Annotated in this window: 18 protein-coding genes; 5 read left to right on the top strand and 13 right to left on the bottom strand. The window is 41.5% G+C overall.

What is annotated here, in order from left to right:
* Positions 1–3: 3 nt before the first annotated feature.
* The 5 genes from ctaF to cyoE all read right to left on the bottom strand — a co-directional run bounded on the left by ctaF (position 4) and on the right by cyoE (position 5267).
* On the bottom strand, positions 4–333 hold the full coding sequence (gene ctaF, locus MHH65_RS07185; RefSeq protein ID WP_024426910.1) for a cytochrome c oxidase subunit IVB: 330 nt from the start codon (positions 331–333) through the stop codon (positions 4–6).
* Positions 334–335: 2 nt separating this feature from the next.
* Positions 336–959 (bottom strand): cytochrome c oxidase subunit III, encoded by a 624-nt coding sequence (ctaE, locus tag MHH65_RS07180; RefSeq protein ID WP_087977219.1) that lies wholly within the window; start codon positions 957–959, stop codon positions 336–338.
* On the bottom strand, positions 956–2827 hold the full coding sequence (gene ctaD, locus MHH65_RS07175) for a cytochrome c oxidase subunit I (RefSeq protein WP_024424779.1): 1872 nt from the start codon (positions 2825–2827) through the stop codon (positions 956–958). The genes ctaE and ctaD overlap by 4 nt, the downstream gene beginning before the upstream one ends.
* Positions 2828–3002: 175 nt before the next feature.
* Positions 3003–4070 carry a cytochrome c oxidase subunit II gene (gene coxB, locus MHH65_RS07170; protein ID WP_098676862.1) on the bottom strand — a complete coding sequence of 356 codons (1068 nt, stop codon included), beginning with the start codon at positions 4068–4070 and terminating at the stop codon, positions 3003–3005.
* Positions 4071–4349: 279 nt separating this feature from the next.
* A complete protein-coding gene (cyoE, locus tag MHH65_RS07165) occupies positions 4350–5267 on the bottom strand; it encodes a heme o synthase (protein ID WP_034281660.1) in 918 nt (305 codons plus the stop codon).
* Positions 5268–5660: 393 nt separating this feature from the next.
* Here cyoE and MHH65_RS07160 point away from each other — a divergent pair, with 393 nt between their 5' ends.
* Entirely contained in the window at positions 5661–6584 is a 924-nt protein-coding gene (locus MHH65_RS07160) for a heme A synthase (protein ID WP_041118118.1), read from the top strand.
* Between the two features lie 37 nt (positions 6585–6621).
* On the opposite strand, the gene MHH65_RS07155 is transcribed toward MHH65_RS07160, so the two are convergent.
* The 5 genes from MHH65_RS07155 to glsA form a co-directional block, all read right to left on the bottom strand.
* Positions 6622–8058, bottom strand: coding sequence for a deoxyribodipyrimidine photo-lyase (locus MHH65_RS07155; RefSeq protein WP_255290949.1), 1437 nt, complete (start codon positions 8056–8058; stop codon positions 6622–6624).
* Positions 8059–8353: 295 nt separating this feature from the next.
* Complete coding sequence (gene pyc, locus MHH65_RS07150; protein WP_034281655.1) at positions 8354–11800, bottom strand: pyruvate carboxylase; 3447 nt, start codon at positions 11798–11800, stop codon at positions 8354–8356.
* Positions 11801–11879: 79 nt separating this feature from the next.
* Positions 11880–13091 (bottom strand): putative lipid II flippase FtsW, encoded by a 1212-nt coding sequence (gene ftsW, locus MHH65_RS07145; RefSeq protein ID WP_268414350.1) that lies wholly within the window; start codon positions 13089–13091, stop codon positions 11880–11882.
* 209 nt (positions 13092–13300) lie between these two features.
* Positions 13301–13582, bottom strand: a complete 282-nt coding sequence (locus tag MHH65_RS07140) for a YlaN family protein (RefSeq protein WP_003212509.1) — start codon at positions 13580–13582, stop codon at positions 13301–13303.
* 122 nt (positions 13583–13704) lie between these two features.
* Positions 13705–14634: a glutaminase A gene (glsA, locus tag MHH65_RS07135; protein ID WP_024426904.1), complete on the bottom strand. Its 930-nt coding sequence runs from the start codon at positions 14632–14634 to the stop codon at positions 13705–13707.
* A gap of 120 nt (positions 14635–14754) precedes the next feature.
* Between glsA and MHH65_RS07130 the strand changes: the two genes are divergently transcribed.
* Positions 14755–15237: a hypothetical protein gene (locus tag MHH65_RS07130; RefSeq protein ID WP_087977216.1), complete on the top strand. Its 483-nt coding sequence runs from the start codon at positions 14755–14757 to the stop codon at positions 15235–15237.
* 15 nt (positions 15238–15252) lie between these two features.
* On the opposite strand, the gene MHH65_RS07125 is transcribed toward MHH65_RS07130, so the two are convergent.
* Entirely contained in the window at positions 15253–16575 is a 1323-nt protein-coding gene (locus MHH65_RS07125) for a PhoH family protein (RefSeq protein WP_025092370.1), read from the bottom strand.
* Between the two features lie 140 nt (positions 16576–16715).
* Between MHH65_RS07125 and MHH65_RS07120 the strand changes: the two genes are divergently transcribed.
* Positions 16716–17333 carry a YhcN/YlaJ family sporulation lipoprotein gene (locus MHH65_RS07120; RefSeq protein ID WP_268414348.1) on the top strand — a complete coding sequence of 206 codons (618 nt, stop codon included), beginning with the start codon at positions 16716–16718 and terminating at the stop codon, positions 17331–17333.
* A 99-nt stretch (positions 17334–17432) separates the two neighbouring features.
* Positions 17433–17666 carry a YlaI family protein gene (locus MHH65_RS07115; RefSeq protein WP_223250959.1) on the top strand — a complete coding sequence of 78 codons (234 nt, stop codon included), beginning with the start codon at positions 17433–17435 and terminating at the stop codon, positions 17664–17666.
* A 32-nt stretch (positions 17667–17698) separates the two neighbouring features.
* Here MHH65_RS07115 and MHH65_RS07110 read toward each other — a convergent pair whose 3' ends face one another.
* A complete protein-coding gene (locus tag MHH65_RS07110; protein ID WP_003210819.1) occupies positions 17699–18022 on the bottom strand; it encodes a YlaH-like family protein in 324 nt (107 codons plus the stop codon).
* A gap of 54 nt (positions 18023–18076) precedes the next feature.
* On the bottom strand, positions 18077–19915 hold the full coding sequence (typA, locus tag MHH65_RS07105) for a translational GTPase TypA (RefSeq protein WP_024424768.1): 1839 nt from the start codon (positions 19913–19915) through the stop codon (positions 18077–18079).
* Between the two features lie 113 nt (positions 19916–20028).
* Here typA and MHH65_RS07100 point away from each other — a divergent pair, with 113 nt between their 5' ends.
* Positions 20029–20208 (top strand): DUF5325 family protein, encoded by a 180-nt coding sequence (locus MHH65_RS07100; protein WP_024426900.1) that lies wholly within the window; start codon positions 20029–20031, stop codon positions 20206–20208.
* Positions 20209–20282 lie beyond the last annotated feature (74 nt).

The raw sequence follows: 20282 nt of genomic DNA, 5'->3' as shown, positions 1-20282 counted from the left end.
GGTTTACCACCATATAATGGTCAAAAAGGCTAATACGGTAATAAACGCAACAAACACACCTGAGTATAGAAACAAGGCGGGTGTTTCATGCCCTTTTTGGTTCATGTGCATAAAATAATAAAGCTGAAAAGCCACCTGAATGCCTGCAAGCAGTAAAATAAATGGTACTGCGAACCAATTCCCAACGTCTTCTGAGGCGATCGTTAAAAACGCAACAAATGTTAATCCAATCATCAAGCCGAAAGAAATGAGCTGATGCTTCATTTCTTCGGCATTTTTCTTTTTACGATATACAAGGTCGACTTTAGACTGATTTGTGTTTTTATTTCCCATTCTTATCCCACCATTCCCATTAAATATACAACGGTAAAGATGAAGACCCACACAACATCAATGAAGTGCCAATAGAGACTAGCCACATAATATTTCGGCGCATTGTATAAATCGAGTCCGCGTCTCATATTTCGGATCATGAGAGCGGTAATCCAGCAAAGTCCGAAGGCGACGTGAGCTCCGTGAGTTCCTACAAGAGTATAGAAGGAAGAACCAAGAGCAGAGCTGGTAATCGTAAATTCATACGCATGCACATAGTGATAAAACTCATATATCTCAACGCCTAAAAATCCAGCACCTAAAAGGACCGTGATACCAAGCCAAAGCTGCATTTTTTTAAAGGCAAAGTTTTTCATATGATACATGGCATACACACTCGTTAAACTGCTCGTTAATAGAAGCATTGTGGCAATAAAGACAAGTGTGAGGTCAAACATATCAGTTGTTTTTGCTCCGCCTGCATTTGAGTTTTTCAGCGCCAAATAAGTGGCAAAAAGCGATGCAAACAGAACGGTTTCTCCTCCAAGAAACAGCCAGAACCCGACAAACTTATTCTTCCCTTCTAACGTGGCCTTCTCAGGAGAAGCCGGAAAGGTTTCCGCCGTCATTTTTTGTGGTTCCATTATGCTTTCACCCCTTTATCATCGTCGTCAGTCAAATCTTCTTTGTGAATATGGTATCCATGATCATCTTTCAAAGACCTAACCAGCATGGTCGCAAACGTAATACCAAGACCAATGAAGATCACCGGAAGCCCCCAGCTGTGCTCTTGACGATACATGAAACCAAACGCTGACACAAATAGACCGAATGAGATAATGACAGGCAAAATGGAGTTATTCGGCATGTGAATATCATCGAGCGGTTCAGATGCTGTCATTCCTTTTTTACCATCCATTTTTTCAATCCATAAAGGATCTAGTCCTCTCACAAGCGGCAGCTGTTTAAAGTTGTATTCTGGCGGAGGCGAAGACACTGCCCATTCAAGTGTTCTTCCATCTCCCCAAGGATCACTCGATACCCGCTCTCCTTTTGCTGTTGTCCAGATGATGTTAATCAGCATGATCACAACAGCTACAAACATAAACAGTGCCCCAATCGTACTGACTAAGTTCCCAAGCTCGAGACCCTGACCTGGCAGGAATGTAAAGACCCGGCGCGGCATGCCCCATAAACCGAGAAAATGCTGGATAAAGAAAGTTAAATGGAAACCGATGAAAAACAGCACAAAGCCAATTTTCCCAAGCTTCTCATTCAGTATTTTTCCAAACATCTTCGGCCACCAGTAATGCACACCTGCTAGAATACCGAATACAACCCCGCCGATAATGACGTAATGGAAATGCGCCACAACAAAATACGTATCATGGAACTGATAATCCGCTGCAGCTGCTGCAAGCATGACCCCAGTTACCCCGCCAAGTAAGAACGACGGAATAAAGGCAACAGAATAAAGCATCGGCGTTGTAAACTTCACATTACCGCCCCATATCGTGAGCAGCCAGTTGAATACTTTAATTCCTGTTGGCACCGCAATTGCCATGGTCGCTACAGCAAAGATCGCATTGGCGATAGGTCCAAGCCCCGTAGTGAACATGTGATGCGCCCACACCATGAATCCAAGGAAACCAATCAATACAGTAGCGAACACCATGGACGAGTAACCAAACAATCTTTTTCTTGCAAACACCGGAATGATCTCAGAGAAGATTCCGAATGCCGGCAGGATCAAGATATATACTTCCGGGTGTCCGAAAATCCAGAACAAATGCTCCCAGATGATTGTATTTCCTCCAAGCTCTGGATTGAAAAAGCTCGTGTCAAACATTCTATCAAGCATCAGCATCGCAAGCCCTGCTGTCAGCGGAGGGAATGCGAATAAAATAAGTGCGGAGGCGACAAATGTCGTCCAAGTAAAGAGCGGCATTCTCATATACGTCATACCAGGCGCTCTCATATTAATAATCGTTGCAAGAAAGTTAATTCCTGCAATCAGCGTACCAATACCCGCGATCTGTAAACCTAAAATGTAGAAATCCATTCCATGACCTTCTGAATTCAGCGTGAGCGAAGCGTATGCAGTCCAGCCTGCATCAGGTGCTCCGCCCATAAACCATCCAAGGTTTAAGAAAATTCCTCCGAAAAAGAATAACCAAAAACCAAGTGAATTCACAAACGGAAATGCTACGTCACGTGCACCAATTTGAATTGGTACTACCGCATTCATTAATGCAAATAACAGCGGCATAGCTGCAAGGAAAATCATTGTCGTTCCATGCATCGTCATGATTTCATTGTAAACCCCTGCACTGACAAAATCATTTTCAGGGATGGCTAGCTGAATACGGATAAACATCGCTTCTAGGCCGCCAACCAAAAAGAAAAATCCCCCTGCCACTAAATATAATATGGCAATTTTTTTGTGGTCAACCGTTGTCAAGTAATCCCATAAGACAGCGCCAAACCCCCGCTTTTTAGCTATTGTACTCACCATGAAATCCCCCTCTTATCTCCCATTTGCCCCTTTTCATATAGATGTCTTTCTTCACGATCCTTTAAGCAGACTATGTCTGACAGATGACGACTTCTCGGTTGTAGTGACATATTCGGGAGCTCTTAACAAAAACTTCACATCGATCACATACCCTCTTGAATATCTGCTCTAGTTGTTACTCGATTTTAAGACCTTTTAAATACTCGTAAAGTGCATCTGCTTCTGAGTCATTTAATTTAGGGTACGTTCCTGTCATCTTATTACCTGGTTTAAAGCTTTCTGGATCTTTCAGCCATGCTTTCACATTTTCTTTGTTCATGTCTTTAATTCCAGCTACTTTCGTCCGCTCTCCGAAGGTCGCAAGGTTTGGTGCAGTCCTTGCTGCTTCCGGCCGCTTGTCACCAGGCTCTACTGCGTGACAGCTTAAGCAATTTTTCTCTTTAAATAGCTTCTCGCCCTCTAAAGCGAGATCCTTTGTGGATTCAGGCTTCTTGTAATCAGCCATTTTTTTCGTCCATCCTAAAAACTCATCTTGAGAAAGCGTTTTAACTTTAAAGTCCATTAAAGCATGTGACGGCCCGCACAGCTCCGCACATTTCCCGTAGAAATATTCCCCTGCATCTTTCGTTCGTTTCGAGTCAAAGGTTAAATAAAATTTGTTCTCATTATCTGTGTTTGTATCAATTTTACCGCCAGCCGATGGAACCCAGAATGAGTGTTTGACATCGGACGCTTTCAGCTTAAAATATACCTTCTGATCTGTTGGTACGATCAATTCCTGACTTGTGACAATCCCATAATCAGGGTATTCAAATTCCCACCAATATAAGCTGGCTCTTACATTGACAACAAGTGTCTTTTCAGGATCTCGTTTTTTCTTATCCATAGCGCTTGTATCCCCTAGTTCAAGCGTGTATGCCACAACAGGTACAACGAGAATAATGAGTAGAAGAATCGGAATCGCTGTCCATGTGATTTCCAGGTTGCGGTTCCCTTCCACCTGCTTTGGAATCGTATCTTCTCCCACTTTAGAACGTTTGAATTTAATGATGACGTAAAAGAAAATGATCGATACAACAATGACGACAAGAACCATAATGAGTGTACTCAGTACCGTTAGGAAAAACTGTTTATCTGCTACTTCCCCAACAGGCCTGAGTGTTGATAAGTATGGTTCACCACAGCCCGCCAAAACGAGCGTCAGTAAGAGAAACAGTGAATAAACACGCCATTTTCTTATCATAATTTGTCCCAACCCCTTTTGCTTGATCTCCTTTGCCTTTCGCTTTTTACCTCTTATTTATAAAATCACTTCTCACCCATGCATAACCCCCGCCTCTTATAAAAGCACTTACATTTCCTCTTTTCATAAAAAAATGATGTTTTTACTCAAAATACCATCTATGTATAAACAGAAAGCCGCCTAAATAGAACTGAATATCAGGCGGCTTTCATAGTTGTTAGAAAATGTTGTGTTATAAGATATAGCCATTGTTTTGTTGTGATCAAAGTGTATTTCACTCTAGAATAGTGTAATAATAATCATCGCTACGAAAAAGATGGTTAAGTAGTTTAATGAATAAACGAACATGAGCGTCGACCACTTCATGATGTCTTTCATTTTAAAGCCCATAAGGCCAATAACAAGCCATCCAATATTAAGCAATGTACCAAGTGCGACAATCGGCCATCCTAATCCACCTAAGAAAAATGGAAGCGGTAGAAGACATGCTGTCCAAATGATGATCTGACGTTTTGTGACTTCAAAGCCGTAAACAACTGGCAGCATTGGAATGCCCGCCTTACGGTAATCTTCCGTTTTCTTAATCGCAAGTGACAGGAAGTGCGGGATTTGCCAAATGAACATAATCATAAACAAAACCCAAGCCGTTGTGTCGATTGTACCTGTGACAGCTGTCCAGCCGATTAATGGCGGAACCGCGCCAGATACACTTCCGATAACTGTATTGATGGTGTAATGGCGTTTAGACCACATGGTGTAAAGAACCGCATAAGTAAAGACTCCAATAAATCCAATCACTGCTGATGTAATGGTTGTCATCAGAAGCATAATGAGTCCTAATACAACAAGCAGAATGCCAAATGCATACGCTTGCCCCGGCTGAATTTTACCTGTAACCGTCGGTCTTGTTTTTGTTCTTTCCATTAATATATCAATATCACGGTCAAACGCATTATTAATTGCGCATGAACCGGCAATAATAAGAGAAGAACCAATCATTGTTAACAGCACAATATCAAGATTTCCAAGAAAACTCATACCTGTAAAATAAAAAGCAAGCCACATTCCAGTAAATGTCGTAATGAAATTGGAATTGACGATGCCCATTTTAATCAGAGCAAGAAAATCTTTCCACGCTGTTGTTTCTTCTATTTGTCCATGAATAGCTGCTTCCGCGGCTGTTTTGGAATTTGCCAATGTGTATAACCTCCCTTGCCCAAACCTTCAAACGAACGAATGACACGTAAAATCATTACAACTCTATCATACAAGATAAACAGCTGTAAAAAAACATCCTATTAAATAATAAACGACAAACTTGAAGTTATTTGTGAACTTTTCGTGAATTTATTAGGATATATGTGTGTTTCAGAAGGCGGTGCAAAATGAAATATTCTCTCCTCTATTTCTATCAGACTGTCAAAGAAAGATCAAGCACTCTAAATCTGTAAACTTTGTGAACTGACATATCATTTTTTTGTGAACTTTGGTCATTATGAATTGCAACAGAACACGCATTTGGCTTAAACTTGAGAGCATGTGAGGTTTTCATTTACATCAGAAGTTTTTTAGAGAAGGTGAAATAATTTGATGAAATTTGCTTTAAGGCTATTGAGCGTGATCACAACGTTTGTGATGCTGATCGTGCTGATTGGCGGTGCGCTTGTGACGAAAACCGGTTCGGGTCTTGGCTGCGGTAGACAGTGGCCCCTTTGCCACGGTCGTTTCTTTCCTGAAATGAACCCCGCTTCCATCATCGAATGGAGTCACCGCATGTCAACAGGGGTTTCCACCATTCTTGTTCTGGCACTGGCGGTCTTATGCTGGAAAAAAATTAGTCCAGTATTCCGTGAAACCAAATTTTTGGTCATCATGTCCATTATATTTTTAATGCTTCAAGCGCTGTTAGGAGCTCTTGCCGTCGTATTTGGTTCTAACGCACTTGTGATGGCACTGCACTTCGGTATTTCACTCATTTCATTTGCTTCAGTATTACTGCTTGCACTTCTTGTCTTTGAAGCAACCAGATCTGAAACAAAGCTTGTGAAGCCGCTTCATATCGGCAAAAAAATGCAGTTCCATATTTATGGGTTGATCACGTATACGTATATCGTGGTATATACGGGCGCTTATGTGAGACATACAAAGTCAAGCCTTGCTTGTTCTGTCTTCCCGTTTTGTTCAAAAGACGGTGCGCTTCCAGCGTATTTTAATCAGTGGGTTCAAATGTCTCACCGAGCAGCAGCACTTCTTTTATTCGTCTGGATATTTGTCGCTATGTTCCATGCCCTGAAACATTATAAAGAACAGAAGCAGCTGTATTATGGATGGATCATTTCAGCCATTCTCATTACACTTCAAGCCATTTCAGGTGTGATGTCTGTTTATTCTCAGCTTGCACTTGGTTACGCGCTGGCTCATTCATTCTTTATTTCTTGTTTGTTTGGGGTGCTATGCTACTTCTGCTTACTTATTGCCCGGTTTAAATATGAAAGCAAAGAGCCATTTAGATAAAAATTGTATCCCCCTTTCATGTAGAGAGGGGGATTCTTTATTGTCGTTTTGCTTCTTCGAATAGCGAGATGGCTTTTTTGCGTCTTTCCTTGTGATCAACTGTCGGCAGCGGGTATGTATCACCCAGCACACAGCTCGATTTCCGTTGTTCATCTATCGGCATTTTACTTGGTTCATGAATCCATTTTTCCTCAACATGCTCTAGCTCTCGTACATATCTTCTAATATATTCCCCGCTTGGATCAAACCGCTTTGACTGGGTCGTTGGGTTAAAAATACGGAAGTACGGCACGGCATCTGTCCCAACAGAAGCTGCCCACTGAAATCCTCCGATATTCGAAGCCTCATCATAATCCACAAGCTTTTTTGCAAAATACGCTTCTCCCTTTCTCCAATCAATCAAATAGTCCTTTGTTAAAAATGAGGCAGTGACCATTCTTAAACGATTATGCATCCAGCCTTCCTCATTTAATTGTCTCATCCCTGCATCAACGAGAGGAAAGCCTGTTTCACCTTTACACCATGCTTCAAACAGCGTCTCATCTTCATTCCATTTCATCCCTTGAAACGCTGAATTGATTTCTTTTTCTTTCATTTCTGGATAATGAGCATAAATCATATGGTAAAAATCTCGCCACGCCAGCTCTTTGATAAAGGTTTCTCTGCCCTCGTCTTCAAACAGTGCTTCCTCATGTACCGCATAAAAGATCGTTCGAATTGAGATAGTCCCTGTTTTCAAGAAACGTGACAGCTTGCTCGTTCCAAAAACAGATGGCATATCTCGTTTTTCATGGTAACGTGTTAGTCTTTTTTGGATAAAGTCATGCAGCGTGTTCATCGCTTTGTGTGAGCCGATTTGATCAAATTTTCTTGAGCATCTCATGATTATGCTGCGTAGTTTGTCATTCCCTTTGTGTGAAAGTGACTCATCACAAATCGTATGAGCGCTATTGAGAAATGATTTGTCAACTTTTATCACAGGCTGCTTCTCTTGCTTTCGCCATGATTGATAGTATGGAGTAAACACTTGATAATGAGTGCCATCCCTTTTTAAAATATCTTGCGCCCCGTGAAGGTGTGTATCTTGCCATTTTGAAACATGAATGCCCTTCTTTTCTAAAAAATCGGTTACTTGATGGTCACGCTTTTGACCGATTCCCACTTGATCTTCATTAAAAAAGACAGCTTTGATGTCATACACATCGATAACTTGCTGAAAGGCACGCAAGACATCGCCATAGAGAAGGTGAATATACATTTGAGATTCTCTTGCTTTCTTGATAAAATGCGCCAAGCTTTGAAAAAAATGTTCGTTGTTTAAATCGAGGTCCATTTCAGTAAAAAATGGATCTAGATGATAAAGAGCAAATAATTTGTACTCGTGTTTTTTTGCATATGTGATCGCTTTTGACAAGGCGATATGATCATCTAATCGCATATCCCGGCGAAACCAAATCACAACAATGTTGTCCAACTTTCTTCACCTCACTCTATAGTGTAATCACTCTCACTGGCTGCTGCACATTTTAATGCGCTCAAAAAAGACACATCACGGTGGATGTGTCTCCGATTGTTGACAAATGTCTAAAATGATTTTTTTTAGACATTTGTCTTCTTTTCAGCGTGATAGAAAACCTTTGCAGTCTAGGAAGTACAGCTACTTTTGCAGAGCGAATTTGACATTCGTGAGCACCAGCGCACAGGACTAACAAAGAATGCGAGGGTTTGTCTACACGCTGAGACACATCACGGTGGATGTGTCTCACTTCTTATTCAGGCTTTAATACGATTAACAGATCACCGGTTTGAATCGGCTCTCCATTTGTCACATGTATTTCATCTACGACCGCAGAAAATGGTGCTTGTACAGTCGTTTCCATTTTCATGGCTTCATTGATCATCAAATGCTCACCTTGTGAAATTTTCTGCCCTTTTTCCACGAGTACTTTGATGACAGTGCCTGGCATCGATGCGGCGATGTGATTTGGATTTGAACGGTCCGCCTTCATTTTTTCTTGAACGGAGGATTTGATGCTTTCATCCTTAATCACCACTTCACGCGGCTGGCCATTTAACTCAAAGTAAAGAACTCTCGTGGCATCTGGATTCGGTTCACCAATTGATACGAGTTTGACAATCAGGGTTTTTCCTTTTTCGATTTCTACCTCAATCTCTTCTCCAAGCCTCATCCCGTAGAAGAACGTTGGTGTATCAAGAACAGAGATGTCACCATAGCTTTCTGCTGTTTGGACAAATTCAGAAAAGACTTTCGGATATAAGGCATACGCAATTGCGTCTTGCTCTGTTAACGTCAGGTCATGAGATTCTTTGAACTGCTTCTTAATGTCTTCAAAGTCCACTGGCTTCAGCTTCTCACCAGGTCTGACAGTAAGAGGCTCTTCCCCTTTTAAAATCAGCTTTTGCAGCTTTTCTGGGAATCCGCCATGCGGCTGGCCTAAATAGCCTTTAAATAATTCCACAACAGAATCCGGGAAGTCTAGTGTTGCGCCTTTTTCATAAACATCTTCTTCTGTTAGATCATTTTGCACCATATAAAGTGCCATATCTCCAACTACTTTAGAGGATGGTGTTACCTTTACAATATCACCAAACATGTCATTCACACGTCTGTACATTTCCTTTACTTCATTCCAGCGCTCGCCAAGACCGACACCTTTCGCCTGCTGCTGCAAGTTACTATATTGACCGCCAGGCATTTCATGCTCATAAATTTCTGTATGAGGCGAATTCATGCCGCTTTCAAATTCATGATAGTATTTTCTGACGGAATCCCAGTATTGAGAAAGGCGTTCGACAGATTGGACGTTCATGTCTGGCTTTCTTTCATGACCATCTAAAGCATAATAAAGTGAGCTTGCACTTGGCTGCGATGTGAGTCCTGCCATAGAGCTGACGGCAACATCCACAATATCAACACCTGCATCAATCGCTCTTGCATAGGTGAACAGTCCATTTCCACTCGTGTCATGCGTATGAAGATGGATAGGGATCGTAAGCTCATCTTTTAAAGCAGAGACTAGCTCGTAGGCTGCCTGCGGTTTTAATAGCCCCGCCATATCTTTAATACCTAAAATATGCGCGCCGGCAGATTCAAGCTCTTTTGCAAGAGATACATAGTAATCAAGATCATATTTTGGACGAGATGGATCAAGAATATCTCCCGTATAACAAATCGCCGCCTCTGCCACTTTGCCTGATTCCCGAACAGAATCAATGGCAAGCGTCATGCCTTTGACCCAGTTTAAGCTGTCGAAAATACGGAACACATCAATGCCTGCCTCGGCTGATTCTTTTACAAATGCTTTGATCACATTATCCGGATAGTTTGTATATCCGACAGCATTTGATGATCTTAACAGCATTTGGAACAGCGTGTTTGGCACTTCTTGACGAAGCTCTTTCAATCGTTCCCAAGGATCTTCTTTTAAGAAACGGTACGCAACATCAAATGTAGCACCGCCCCACATTTCCATACTAAACAGCTCTGGCCATAAACCTGCTGTCGGCTGGGCAACTTTCTTTAAATCATGTGTTCTGAAGCGTGTCGCAAGCAGAGACTGATGCGCATCTCTAAAGGTTGTGTCAGTTAAAAGGACGTTATTTTGTTCTTTTACCCAGTTGGCAAGTCCCTCAGGTCCATGCGTATCTAACAATTGTTTTGTCCCAGACGGAATCTCTTGATTAAGAGGAAGCTTCGGTACGTCTGGCTTGTCAAAATGAGGCTTCTTTTTCTCCGCAATACCCGGGAACCCATTAATGGTAACGTTACCAATATAAGTCAGCATCTTCGTTCCACGGTCTTTTTGCTTAGGGAAATTAAATAGCTCTGGCGTTGAGTCGATAAATGATGTATCGTATTCCCCTTTTAGGAACTTCTCATGCTTAGCCACATTTTCAAGAAATGGGATGTTAGTTTTAATCCCGCGAATCCTGAATTCTTGTAAATTTCGGACCATTTTAGCAGCCGCTTGATCAAACGTGAGCGCCCATGTAGACAGCTTGACCAATAGTGAGTCGTAATAAGGTGTAATGACCGCACCTTGGAAGCTGTTCCCTGTATCAAGACGTACACCAAATCCCCCGCCTGAGCGGTAGGCCATAATTTTTCCTGTGTCTGGCATAAAGTCATTTAAAGGATCTTCTGTTGTGACCCTTGATTGAATGGCAAAGCCGTGTGTAAAGATATCTTCTTGCTTTGGAATACCAACTTCTTTGCTGTGAAGGTTATGCCCCTTTGCAACAAGAATTTGGGTTTGAACGATATCGACACCTGTGATCATTTCTGTAATCGTGTGTTCTACCTGCACCCTTGGATTGACTTCAATAAAGTAAAACTCTCCATTTGCAACAAGGAATTCTACAGTCCCTGCATTAATGTACGATACATTCTTGGCCAGCTGGACAGCTGCTTCGCAAATATCTTCACGCAATTGATCTGTTAGAGACACACTTGGCGCCACTTCAATGACCTTTTGATGCCGCCTTTGAACAGAGCAGTCACGCTCATATAAATGAATGATATTGCCGTGATTGTCTCCAATCACCTGCACTTCAATATGTTTTGGATTTTCAATCAGCTTTTCAACGTATACTTCGTCATTTCCAAAAGCAGCTTTTGCCTCTGACTTCGCACGGTCATAGGCTTCCTTCAGCTCTTCTTTTGATCTGACAATGCGCATACCCCGGCCGCCGCCGCCTAGTGAAGCTTTAATAATAAACGGGTAACCGTATTCTTCACCGAATTTTTCGACTTCTTCGACCGAATCAACTGGTCCGTCACTTCCTGGAATGACTGGAATACCAGCTTTTTTCGCTTCATCTCTCGCCTTTACTTTATCTCCAAACATATCTAAATGCTGAGAAGTTGGACCGATAAATTGAATGCCTTCCTCTTCGCATCGTCTTGCAAAATGAATGTTTTCGGATAAAAATCCGTAGCCTGGATGAATCGCATCCACGTCATTTCGTTTTGCAATTTCGATGATCCCCTCGATATCGAGGTAGGCATCAATCGGTTTCTTCCCTTCTCCAACTAGATATGCTTCATCAGCTTTATAGCGATGATAAGAGCCCGAGTCTTCTTTGGAATAAATGGCTACTGTACGTAAGTTGAGCTCCGTACAGGCCCTGAAGACTCTGATAGCGATTTCCCCTCTGTTTGCAACTAGAACCTTTTGAATTGTTCTCTGTGACATTCTCACTCCTCCATATCCCTTAAAATTTTATATGTACTCTATAATAAAGGAAGAAATGAAAACTGTACACTTTTGTTTTCTAAAGATTCAAAGTTTTCTGCAATCCATTTTTTTCAACCGATGGTTTGCTCATTGATTTTTTCTTTTTATAACGCTCTTTATATTCAGTAAACATGCTGATATTCAGCAGCATTCCCATACAGATGCTAAGTAAAATGATAGACGATCCCCCGTAGCTGATAAACGGAAGTGTCACCCCAGTAATTGGAATAAGTCCTGAAACACCGCCTAAATTGATACAAGTTTGGATCGCAATCATGGAGGAAATTCCTATTGCAAGCAAACTTCCAAACGGATCTTCACACTTTCTCGCAATATAAAAACCTTTCACGACGATGAAACCAAGAAGAGCGAGAACAAAAAACACGCCGAAAAAGCCAAGCTCTTCTGAGATAATTGCCATGATAAAGTCTGTGTGCGGTTCTGGAAGATACCCGTACTTTTGAACACTTTCCCCTAGACCGAGTCCAAAAAAGCCGCCTGATCCAATCGCATAATATGAATTAATCAATTGATGCCCAGTAGCCCCTGCATCTTTAAATGGATCTTGGAAACTCTCAAAACGTCCGAGACGATTTTGCGTGAAAATTTTATCCCAAAAAAGAATAATAAACGGGGTCACGACGACCATCACTGCACTAAATAGCGCCAGCAGCTTCGCAAGCGTTTTGCCGCTAAAGCCTGAGCATAAAATCATCGCAAGGGCAATCATGCCGATAATAAAGGCTGTCCCATAGTCTGGCTGCAAAATGATAAATCCGCACAGGATAGAGACAATCACGATTGGAGGCGTGACACCTCTTAAAATATGATCAATATAATGCTGCTTTTTGGCATACACCGCAGCAAGATAGATGATGACGACAATCTTCACAAATTCAGCTGGCTGAAGACTAAAAGGGCCTAATTTGATCCAGCTTCTTGCGTTCCCTGCAACATGACCGAGAAAGTACACATAGATGAGGGAAAAAACTGAAATCAGCAGCATACCAATCTGGAATTTCTTATTTGAAAACAGCTGATATGGAACTAATGCTGTAAAGATCAAGATGACTGCTCCAACAATCATAAATAAGAGCTGTTTCTTAAAAAAGTTATCTGGCGCGGCATCGTATCTGATAACAGATGTAATCATACTTGAGCTATACACCATAACCAAACCAAATGCGCTGATTAAGATAATGGCGAACAATAATGAGTAGTCATACGATTTTAGCATTCTCTTTAACATATAATCCTCTTCCTAACGTCTGTTTCTACTGCTTGATATCTTCTTAGCTGTTCTTATTCTACTACATTTTCTCCGTTTGATCCCGTTTTACCTCTTTTATATTGTTCGTCATTCATGAAAGAATCAAGTCCGTTTGCTGTCAATCCATCAAAAGAAAATAGGGACAAAAAAACTCAAACTTATGTTGTGGAAGTTTGAGTTTTCAATCGTTATTTTTTTGTGAACGCATCATGAAGTGCGGAAAGCTCTCTCTCAAGTTTATCGAGTAGTTTCTTGCCTTCATGTTGATCAACTAATCCAAGCCGGACAGCAAAATCAATCTCTCTCGATAATCCGAACATTTGAGTATCTAAAACCTCTTCATAAAGAGGACATTGCGGCATCGTTAAGTTGTCCATTTGCACTTGGATCAATTTTAAAATTTTATCTGCATCCAATTTTAATAAAGCCAGTGCTTTTTGCCGATGATCGACTAAAATTTCTGACGCCAAAAGTATCCCTCCGTTCCCCAGGCGAGTACCTAATTCTTCTATTTATCATAAAGCGAAACGCCCAAAATTGCAAGCAGATTTGTACAGTTCGCTTTGTGAAAATAAAAAGAAGACATTTCTCATTAAAAGATACTCATCTCATATTTTTCACTCATGAGCTCAAGCAGCTTAATCCCAGCAATACTATTCCCTTTTTCATCCAGGGCAGGACCGAAAATTCCGATCCCAAAATCATATGGTGCCGCTCCCATAATCCCGCCTGAAACACCGCTTTTGGCAGGTATGCCGATATTAATGGCAAATTCCCCGCTTGCATTATACATGCCGCACGTCACCATAAAGGTTTTACAAATTCTAGCGACATCTTTTGAAAGAATTTGCTTGCCCGTCTCTGGATGTCTGCCATCTAATGAAAAAACACAAGCAATTTTCGCCAAATCTAAGCTGTTCATCATGATGGCGCATTGTTTCGTATACACATCCATGACCTCTTCTACGTTCCCTCTAATAATATGATATTGCTTCATATAATAGCACATAGCCCGGTTAATCATCGATGTCTCAAATTCGGATGCGGCTGTTTCCTTGCAGTATGTAATGCTTTTGTCATTTGCGAGCTCTCTAATAAAGCGGAGCAAGCGGTTCAGCTGATCTTGCGGAGTCGCTCCTCTTATTAAGCTTGTGACTGCAAGCGCTCCTGCATTAATCATTGGATTCAGCGGCTTATTCGGACTTGCTGTTTCCAGCTTAATCATTGAATTAAACGGGTCACCTGTTGGCTCTTGTCCAACAAATTGAAAGACTTTTTTTGGCCCTTCTTCTGAAAGCACGAGCGCAAGGGCTAATACTTTAGAAATACTTTGCAGGGTAAAGCGTTTATCTACATCTCCTGCCGAGTGGCAAGTATTACTCACATGGTACACAGCCACAGATAAATCCGTCTGATCCGCTTTGGCGAGAGCGGGAATATAGGATGCTACTTTGCCACCTTTGGCCACTTTTTTTGCTTCTTCTACAAATCGCTGAAGCTCTTCATTGTCACGACATGCCATGCCCAACATCCTCCCTATCTTTCATGTACGATTAGTGTGTACAAGGAAAAGCATGTTTATGAAAGTGACAAAGCAGGCGAAAACTTCTATAATTTATGTTGGAAAGGGGTTGTCTTGAACATGAGCATCATTCAAATTAAGGGGAACGTAAAGTACAAGATCACCATTGATCCAAGTGTATGGATTTTTGATGACCGCAAATTTTTAATGGATTCATTTTTTGAAAAAAGCACGGCAAATGAAGAAAGTCAGCTGGATCAGGAGCTTGACCAAGAGCGGGTGATCAGAGAAGGACAAACACTTCCACCCACTTTAAAAACAGAGAAGAAGTACGAAAAGGAAAGACTCATCACAGGCAGCTTCGGGATGAAGCTGGGTGATATGCTGAAAAATGCAGAACCGCTTGAACATGCAGACACATGCGAATTTGTCACAGAAACAGAGACAGTTGCTGTTCCGCTTTCTCAGGCAATGGAAAGCATTGCACACTTCAGCCAAAACGGGAAGCCGATGACTGAAGAAGGACCAATCCACGTTTATTTCGCAGATCAGTCCAACCTCACTCAGCCGATAAAAGGTGTCAAAGAGCTCATCATTACATAAGACAGAGGGTCTGGACTACAGCAAATCAGCTGCAAGCTGTGCAAGTCCAGACCTTTCTCCTTTGACAAGCTTGACATGTCCAGATATTTGCTGACCTTTGAACCGCTCAATGACATACGTAAGCCCATTATTTAAGCTGTCTAAATAAGGATGATCAATCTGCTCCGGGTCCCCCATCAGCACGATTTTACTTCCCTCTCCGACGCGCGTTAATAATGTTTTTACCTCGTGTTTCGTTAAATTCTGCGCCTCATCAATGATGATAAATTGATCAGGAATACTTCTTCCACGGATATACGTTAAAGCTTCCACTTGAATAGAACCAATTCCCGCCAAAATCGCATCAAGTTCACCAGGTTTTTTTGTATTAAATAAAAATTCCAGGTTGTCATAAATCGGCTGCATCCATGGTCTGAGTTTCTCTTCCTTTTCACCTGGCAAGTAGCCTAAATCCTTGCCAACAGGGACAATGGAACGGGCTACGATCAGTTTTTTAAACATGCCGAGATCCTCTGTCTGCATTAATCCGGCAGCAAGTGCAAGGAGTGTTTTACCAGTACCCGCTTTTCCGATCAATGTCACAAGCGGAATATCACGTCGCAATAGCAGCTCTAGGGCCATCGTCTGCTGAACATTTTTCGGACGGATTCCCCAAACATGCTCTTGATCATAAATAAGCCGTTTCACATGCTCTGCTTTTTGATCAAGCATTCCTAAAGCAGAACCGCCTTCATTCCCCTTCATAATGACAAATTGATGAGGGTTTAATGGTGCACTTGTGACTTCTTTTATCGGCAATTGACTTTGCTTATAAAATGTATTCAATTGCTCGGTCGGAATATAGAGCTCATGATAGCCGTTATCAATGTCTTCGTTTTGCAGCACACGGTCACTTAAGAAGTCCTCTGCTTGGAGACCTATAGCATCTGCCTTTACCCTGACTAAGACATCCTTACTGACTAAAATGACAGGCCGGCCGTGAGGCTTTGTTTCTTCCTCTAAGCTCAAATTTTTCGCGACCGCTAAAATCCGATTATCGTTCGTTTTTTCAATAAAAATTTCTTGAAGTTCATGGAAAGAGCGGTGATTCAGCTCGATGCGCAGCGTCCCTTTTGACTCTAGCGTAATTTTTTCATGCAGTTTCCCTTTCGATCTCAAACCGTCGATTAAACGTGAGACGCGCCGGGCGTTTTGCCCAACCTCGTCCATGTATCTCTTTTTCGAGTCTACTTCTTCTAACACAACGGCCGGAATGACGACCTCGTTGTCTTCAAATGAAAAGATTGAATTCGGATCCTGTAATAACACATTTGTGTCTAATACATAAATTTTACTCAGGTCCTTCGCCTCCTGATCGGGGTTTCATTCATCCTTGTCTTTCCCAAAACGATTGTTAAAATATATGTTTTCATGAATAAAGTTAGAAGGTTAATTCAACAATAAAATAAATCATGCAGTTTGTGAAGGAGGGAATATAAATGCGACTATTTTTGACATTATTCATGATTCAAACGATCATTCTGTTAGGCGCTTGCCAGCAGCAGGAAAAGCCAGAGGCGCTGGACAAGCAAGATGGACGCCAGCACTTAGTAAGGGTGTCTGACTCATCGAAGAAAAAGACAGATCAAGCCCGCCCATCCACAGATGTTGCGGAGCATCTTGTCAATGTGACAGAGCACGTAGCAGATGTCAATGATGCAACGGCAATCGTCATCGGCCGTTATGCTGTTGTTGGTATTGATGTAAAAGATGATTTAGATAGAAGCAAAGTAGAAACCATTAAATATTCAGTTGCAAAAGCGCTGAGAAATGACCCGGAAGGTGCAAATGCTGTTGTGGTTGCTGATCCGGATACAGTCAGCCGTTTAAAAGAAATGGGCAAAGAAATTCAAGCAGGCCGTCCGGTAAGCGGTATTATGGATGAACTGGCTGCCATTGTCGGCCGCGTGATGCCTGAGATGCCGAAAAATGAGATCGACCGTAACGAAAAGGATCCGACAAATGATCCGAATAATCAGCTCAAAGAACAGGATCAAAAGCAGTTAGAAAAAAATCAGAACGACCAATCAAACCATCATATGAATCAGAAGAAATAATGAGAACGGCTTATATCTCCTGTGATATAAGCCTTTTTCTACGCTGATTTTAAGTGGCTGGAAAACATGCTATAATAAATGCATTAAAGTGAGGTGAAAATGATGAGAGTGAAGTGCTCATTATGTGAAAAGCTTGAAACCATTGATGATGATACACTCGTTGCGAAACGGTTAAGAAACCGGCCAATTCATACATATATGTGCGATGACTGCCAAGAACGCATTAAAATAAAGACAGAAGCTCGCATCAAAACCGGCAGATTCTCTCTTTATCAGGATCCTGCGACAAAAGAGAAAAAGAAGAAAAAAGGAAAGAAAGAACAAAAGACATAAAAAAAAGACCTGACACATGTTCAGGTCTTTTTTTACGTATTGACTGTTCCTTCTTTTTTCGCACGATGCAGCCGTATTTTATAAATAATCAAAATGGCAGCTGCCACAACCAGTCCTTCCGCTACTGGCAGGAAGATACCTAGAAATGTGAGAAACGTGCAGCCAAAAATCAAAAACAAATAAATCACGAGCGCTTTTAAAATCGGTAAACGTCTTGCAAAGCCGAGCTTAAAAACAATAATCGCTAAAACAAGGATGGTGCCATATAGGAGCCACATCCCTGTTTGCGGATTTTCATCGACACGAAACAGCATCGCGAAAAAGGATAGATTTTCACTTACTTCCTGATCATTCAAAAAGATTCCCTCCCCTTATCTTTCAGGGTTCTATCTTTTTAATTCTTCATGGAATTAAGATAATCCTGCTAGCTTTTTCTTCTTCGCTGCTTTCTCACGTTCGTTTTTGTCTAAAATTTTCTTTCTAAGACGAATTGATTCAGGTGTAACCTCACAGTATTCGTCTTCATTCAAGTACTCAAGAGATTCCTCAAGTGACATAATGCGAGGTTTTTTCATGCTAACTGTTTGATCTTTCGTCGCTGAACGTACGTTTGTTTGTTGTTTCATACGGCTTACGTTTACAACAAGGTCGTTCTCACGGTTATGCTCTCCAACAATCATCCCTTGGTATACTTCAGTACCCGGCTCAACGAAGATCACACCGCGCTCTTCAACACCTTGGATTCCGTAAGCAGTCGCTTTACCTGTTTCCATTGAAACAAGTACACCTTGACGGCGTCCGCCAACTTGACCAGACTGCATTGGCTGGTAGCTGTCAAAAGTATGGTTCAAAATACCAAAACCACGAGTTAATGAAAGAAATTCAGTTGTATATCCAATTAAACCACGTGATGGCACTGTAAAGATCAGGCGAACTTGACCGTTACCATTGTTGATCATGTCAATCATTTCACCTTTTCTTGCACCCATTGATTCCATAACAGAGCCAGTATGCTCTTCTGGTACATCAATTTGAACGCGCTCTACAGGCTCACATCGAACACCATCAACTTCTTTTACAATAACTTCTGGCTTCGATACTTGTAATTCAAATCCTTCACGTCTCATATTCTCAATGAGAATGGATAAGTGAAGCTCTCCGCGTCCAGAAACAACCCAAGCATCAGGTGAATCAGTTGGATCCACACGAAGACTGACGTCTGTTTGAAGCTGCTGCTCTAAACGCTCTTCGATTTTACGTGATGTCACGTATTTTCCTTCACGGCCTGCAAATGGGCTGTTGTTTACAACAAACGTCATTTGAAGTGTCGGCTCATCAATACGAAGGATTGGAAGTGCCTCTTGGTGTTCTACCGGACAAACCGTTTCACCTACGTTGATGTCTTCCATTCCAGATACAGCGACAAGATCTCCCGCTTTCGCTTCGTTGATTTCCACTCGTTTTAACCCTTGGAAACCAAAGATCTTTGTCACGCGGAATTGTTTCACAGTGCCGTCGACTTTCATCAAGGCTACCTGCTGTCCTACTTGCATTGTTCCTCTGAATACACGGCCAATTCCAATTCTGCCAACATAATCATTGTAATCAAGTAGCGCCACTTGGAATTGAAGCGGCTCTTCATGGTTATCAACCGGGCAAGGAATATGGTTCACAATAGCTTCAAACAAAGATTCCATGTTTTCATCTTGCTTGCTCGCATCGTTACTTGCTGTACCATTGATTGCTGATGCATAGACAACTGGGAACTCAAGCTGTTCTTCTGTTGCATCCAATTCAATGAACAAGTCAATCACTTCATCGACTACTTCAGCCGGACGAGCAAAGTCGCGGTCAATTTTATTGACGACAACGATTGGTGTTAAGTTTTGCTCAAGTGCTTTTTTCAGCACAAAGCGTGTTTGAGGCATACAGCCTTCATAAGCATCCACAACAAGGAGTACACCATCTACCATTTTCATGATACGCTCAACTTCACCACCGAAATCGGCGTGTCCTGGTGTATCTAAAATATTAATGCGTGTATCTTTATAATTTATCGCAGTATTTTTAGCTAAAATCGTAATACCGCGCTCTCGCTCTAAATCATTTGAATCCATGGCTCTCTCAGCGATATTTTCATTCGCACGGAAAGTACCAGCTTGATGGAGCAATTGGTCAACAAGCGTCGTTTTACCATGGTCAACGTGGGCAATAATTGCGATGTTGCGAAGGTCTTTTCGAAGTTTCACATTTTCATCTCCTAAAATAATTAGATAACTTTCATATTATATCACAATCCCCTTTAAATGCCGATCGTTTTTCTGTAAACTTATATTAACTCTAAAAAAAGGGATGGGGACATATGAAACAAATCAAATGGCTTCTATTATTATGTGCATTACTTGCAGTTGTCAGTATGGCGTTTATTGGGGTAACTCTTGCAGAAAAAAACATACTGGGTATATGTCTAAGCATTGTATTCGCCATGATTTTCATGGGTACAGGATTTACATTAAAAAGAAAATTAAACGTGCAATCATAAAATTAGGTAAAAGCCTTTTACATTCTACATGTAGAAGGCTTTTTATTTTGAGTAAAAACAAGACAAATCACCTA

The sequence above is a fragment of the Bacillus sp. FSL L8-0654 genome, assembly GCF_038629965.1.
GTDB classification, from domain to species: domain Bacteria; phylum Bacillota; class Bacilli; order Bacillales; family Bacillaceae; genus Bacillus; species Bacillus safensis.
Note: the sequence above shows the minus strand (reverse complement) of the source record. Positions and strands in the feature narration are given on the sequence as shown.

Coding starts and splice junctions, on each gene's coding strand:
- ctaF (WP_024426910.1), bottom strand. CDS start 333: ATGGGAAATAAAAACACAAATCAGTCTAAAGTCGACCTTGTATATCGT.
- ctaD (WP_024424779.1), bottom strand. CDS start 2,827: ATGGTGAGTACAATAGCTAAAAAGCGGGGGTTTGGCGCTGTCTTATGG.
- coxB (WP_098676862.1), bottom strand. CDS start 4,070: ATGATAAGAAAATGGCGTGTTTATTCACTGTTTCTCTTACTGACGCTC.
- MHH65_RS07160 (WP_041118118.1), top strand. CDS start 5,661: ATGAAATTTGCTTTAAGGCTATTGAGCGTGATCACAACGTTTGTGATG.
- pyc (WP_034281655.1), bottom strand. CDS start 11,800: ATGTCACAGAGAACAATTCAAAAGGTTCTAGTTGCAAACAGAGGGGAA.
- ftsW (WP_268414350.1), bottom strand. CDS start 13,091: ATGTTAAAGAGAATGCTAAAATCGTATGACTACTCATTATTGTTCGCC.
- glsA (WP_024426904.1), bottom strand. CDS start 14,634: ATGGCATGTCGTGACAATGAAGAGCTTCAGCGATTTGTAGAAGAAGCA.
- MHH65_RS07130 (WP_087977216.1), top strand. CDS start 14,755: ATGAGCATCATTCAAATTAAGGGGAACGTAAAGTACAAGATCACCATT.
- MHH65_RS07120 (WP_268414348.1), top strand. CDS start 16,716: ATGCGACTATTTTTGACATTATTCATGATTCAAACGATCATTCTGTTA.
- MHH65_RS07115 (WP_223250959.1), top strand. CDS start 17,433: ATGATGAGAGTGAAGTGCTCATTATGTGAAAAGCTTGAAACCATTGAT.
- MHH65_RS07100 (WP_024426900.1), top strand. CDS start 20,029: ATGAAACAAATCAAATGGCTTCTATTATTATGTGCATTACTTGCAGTT.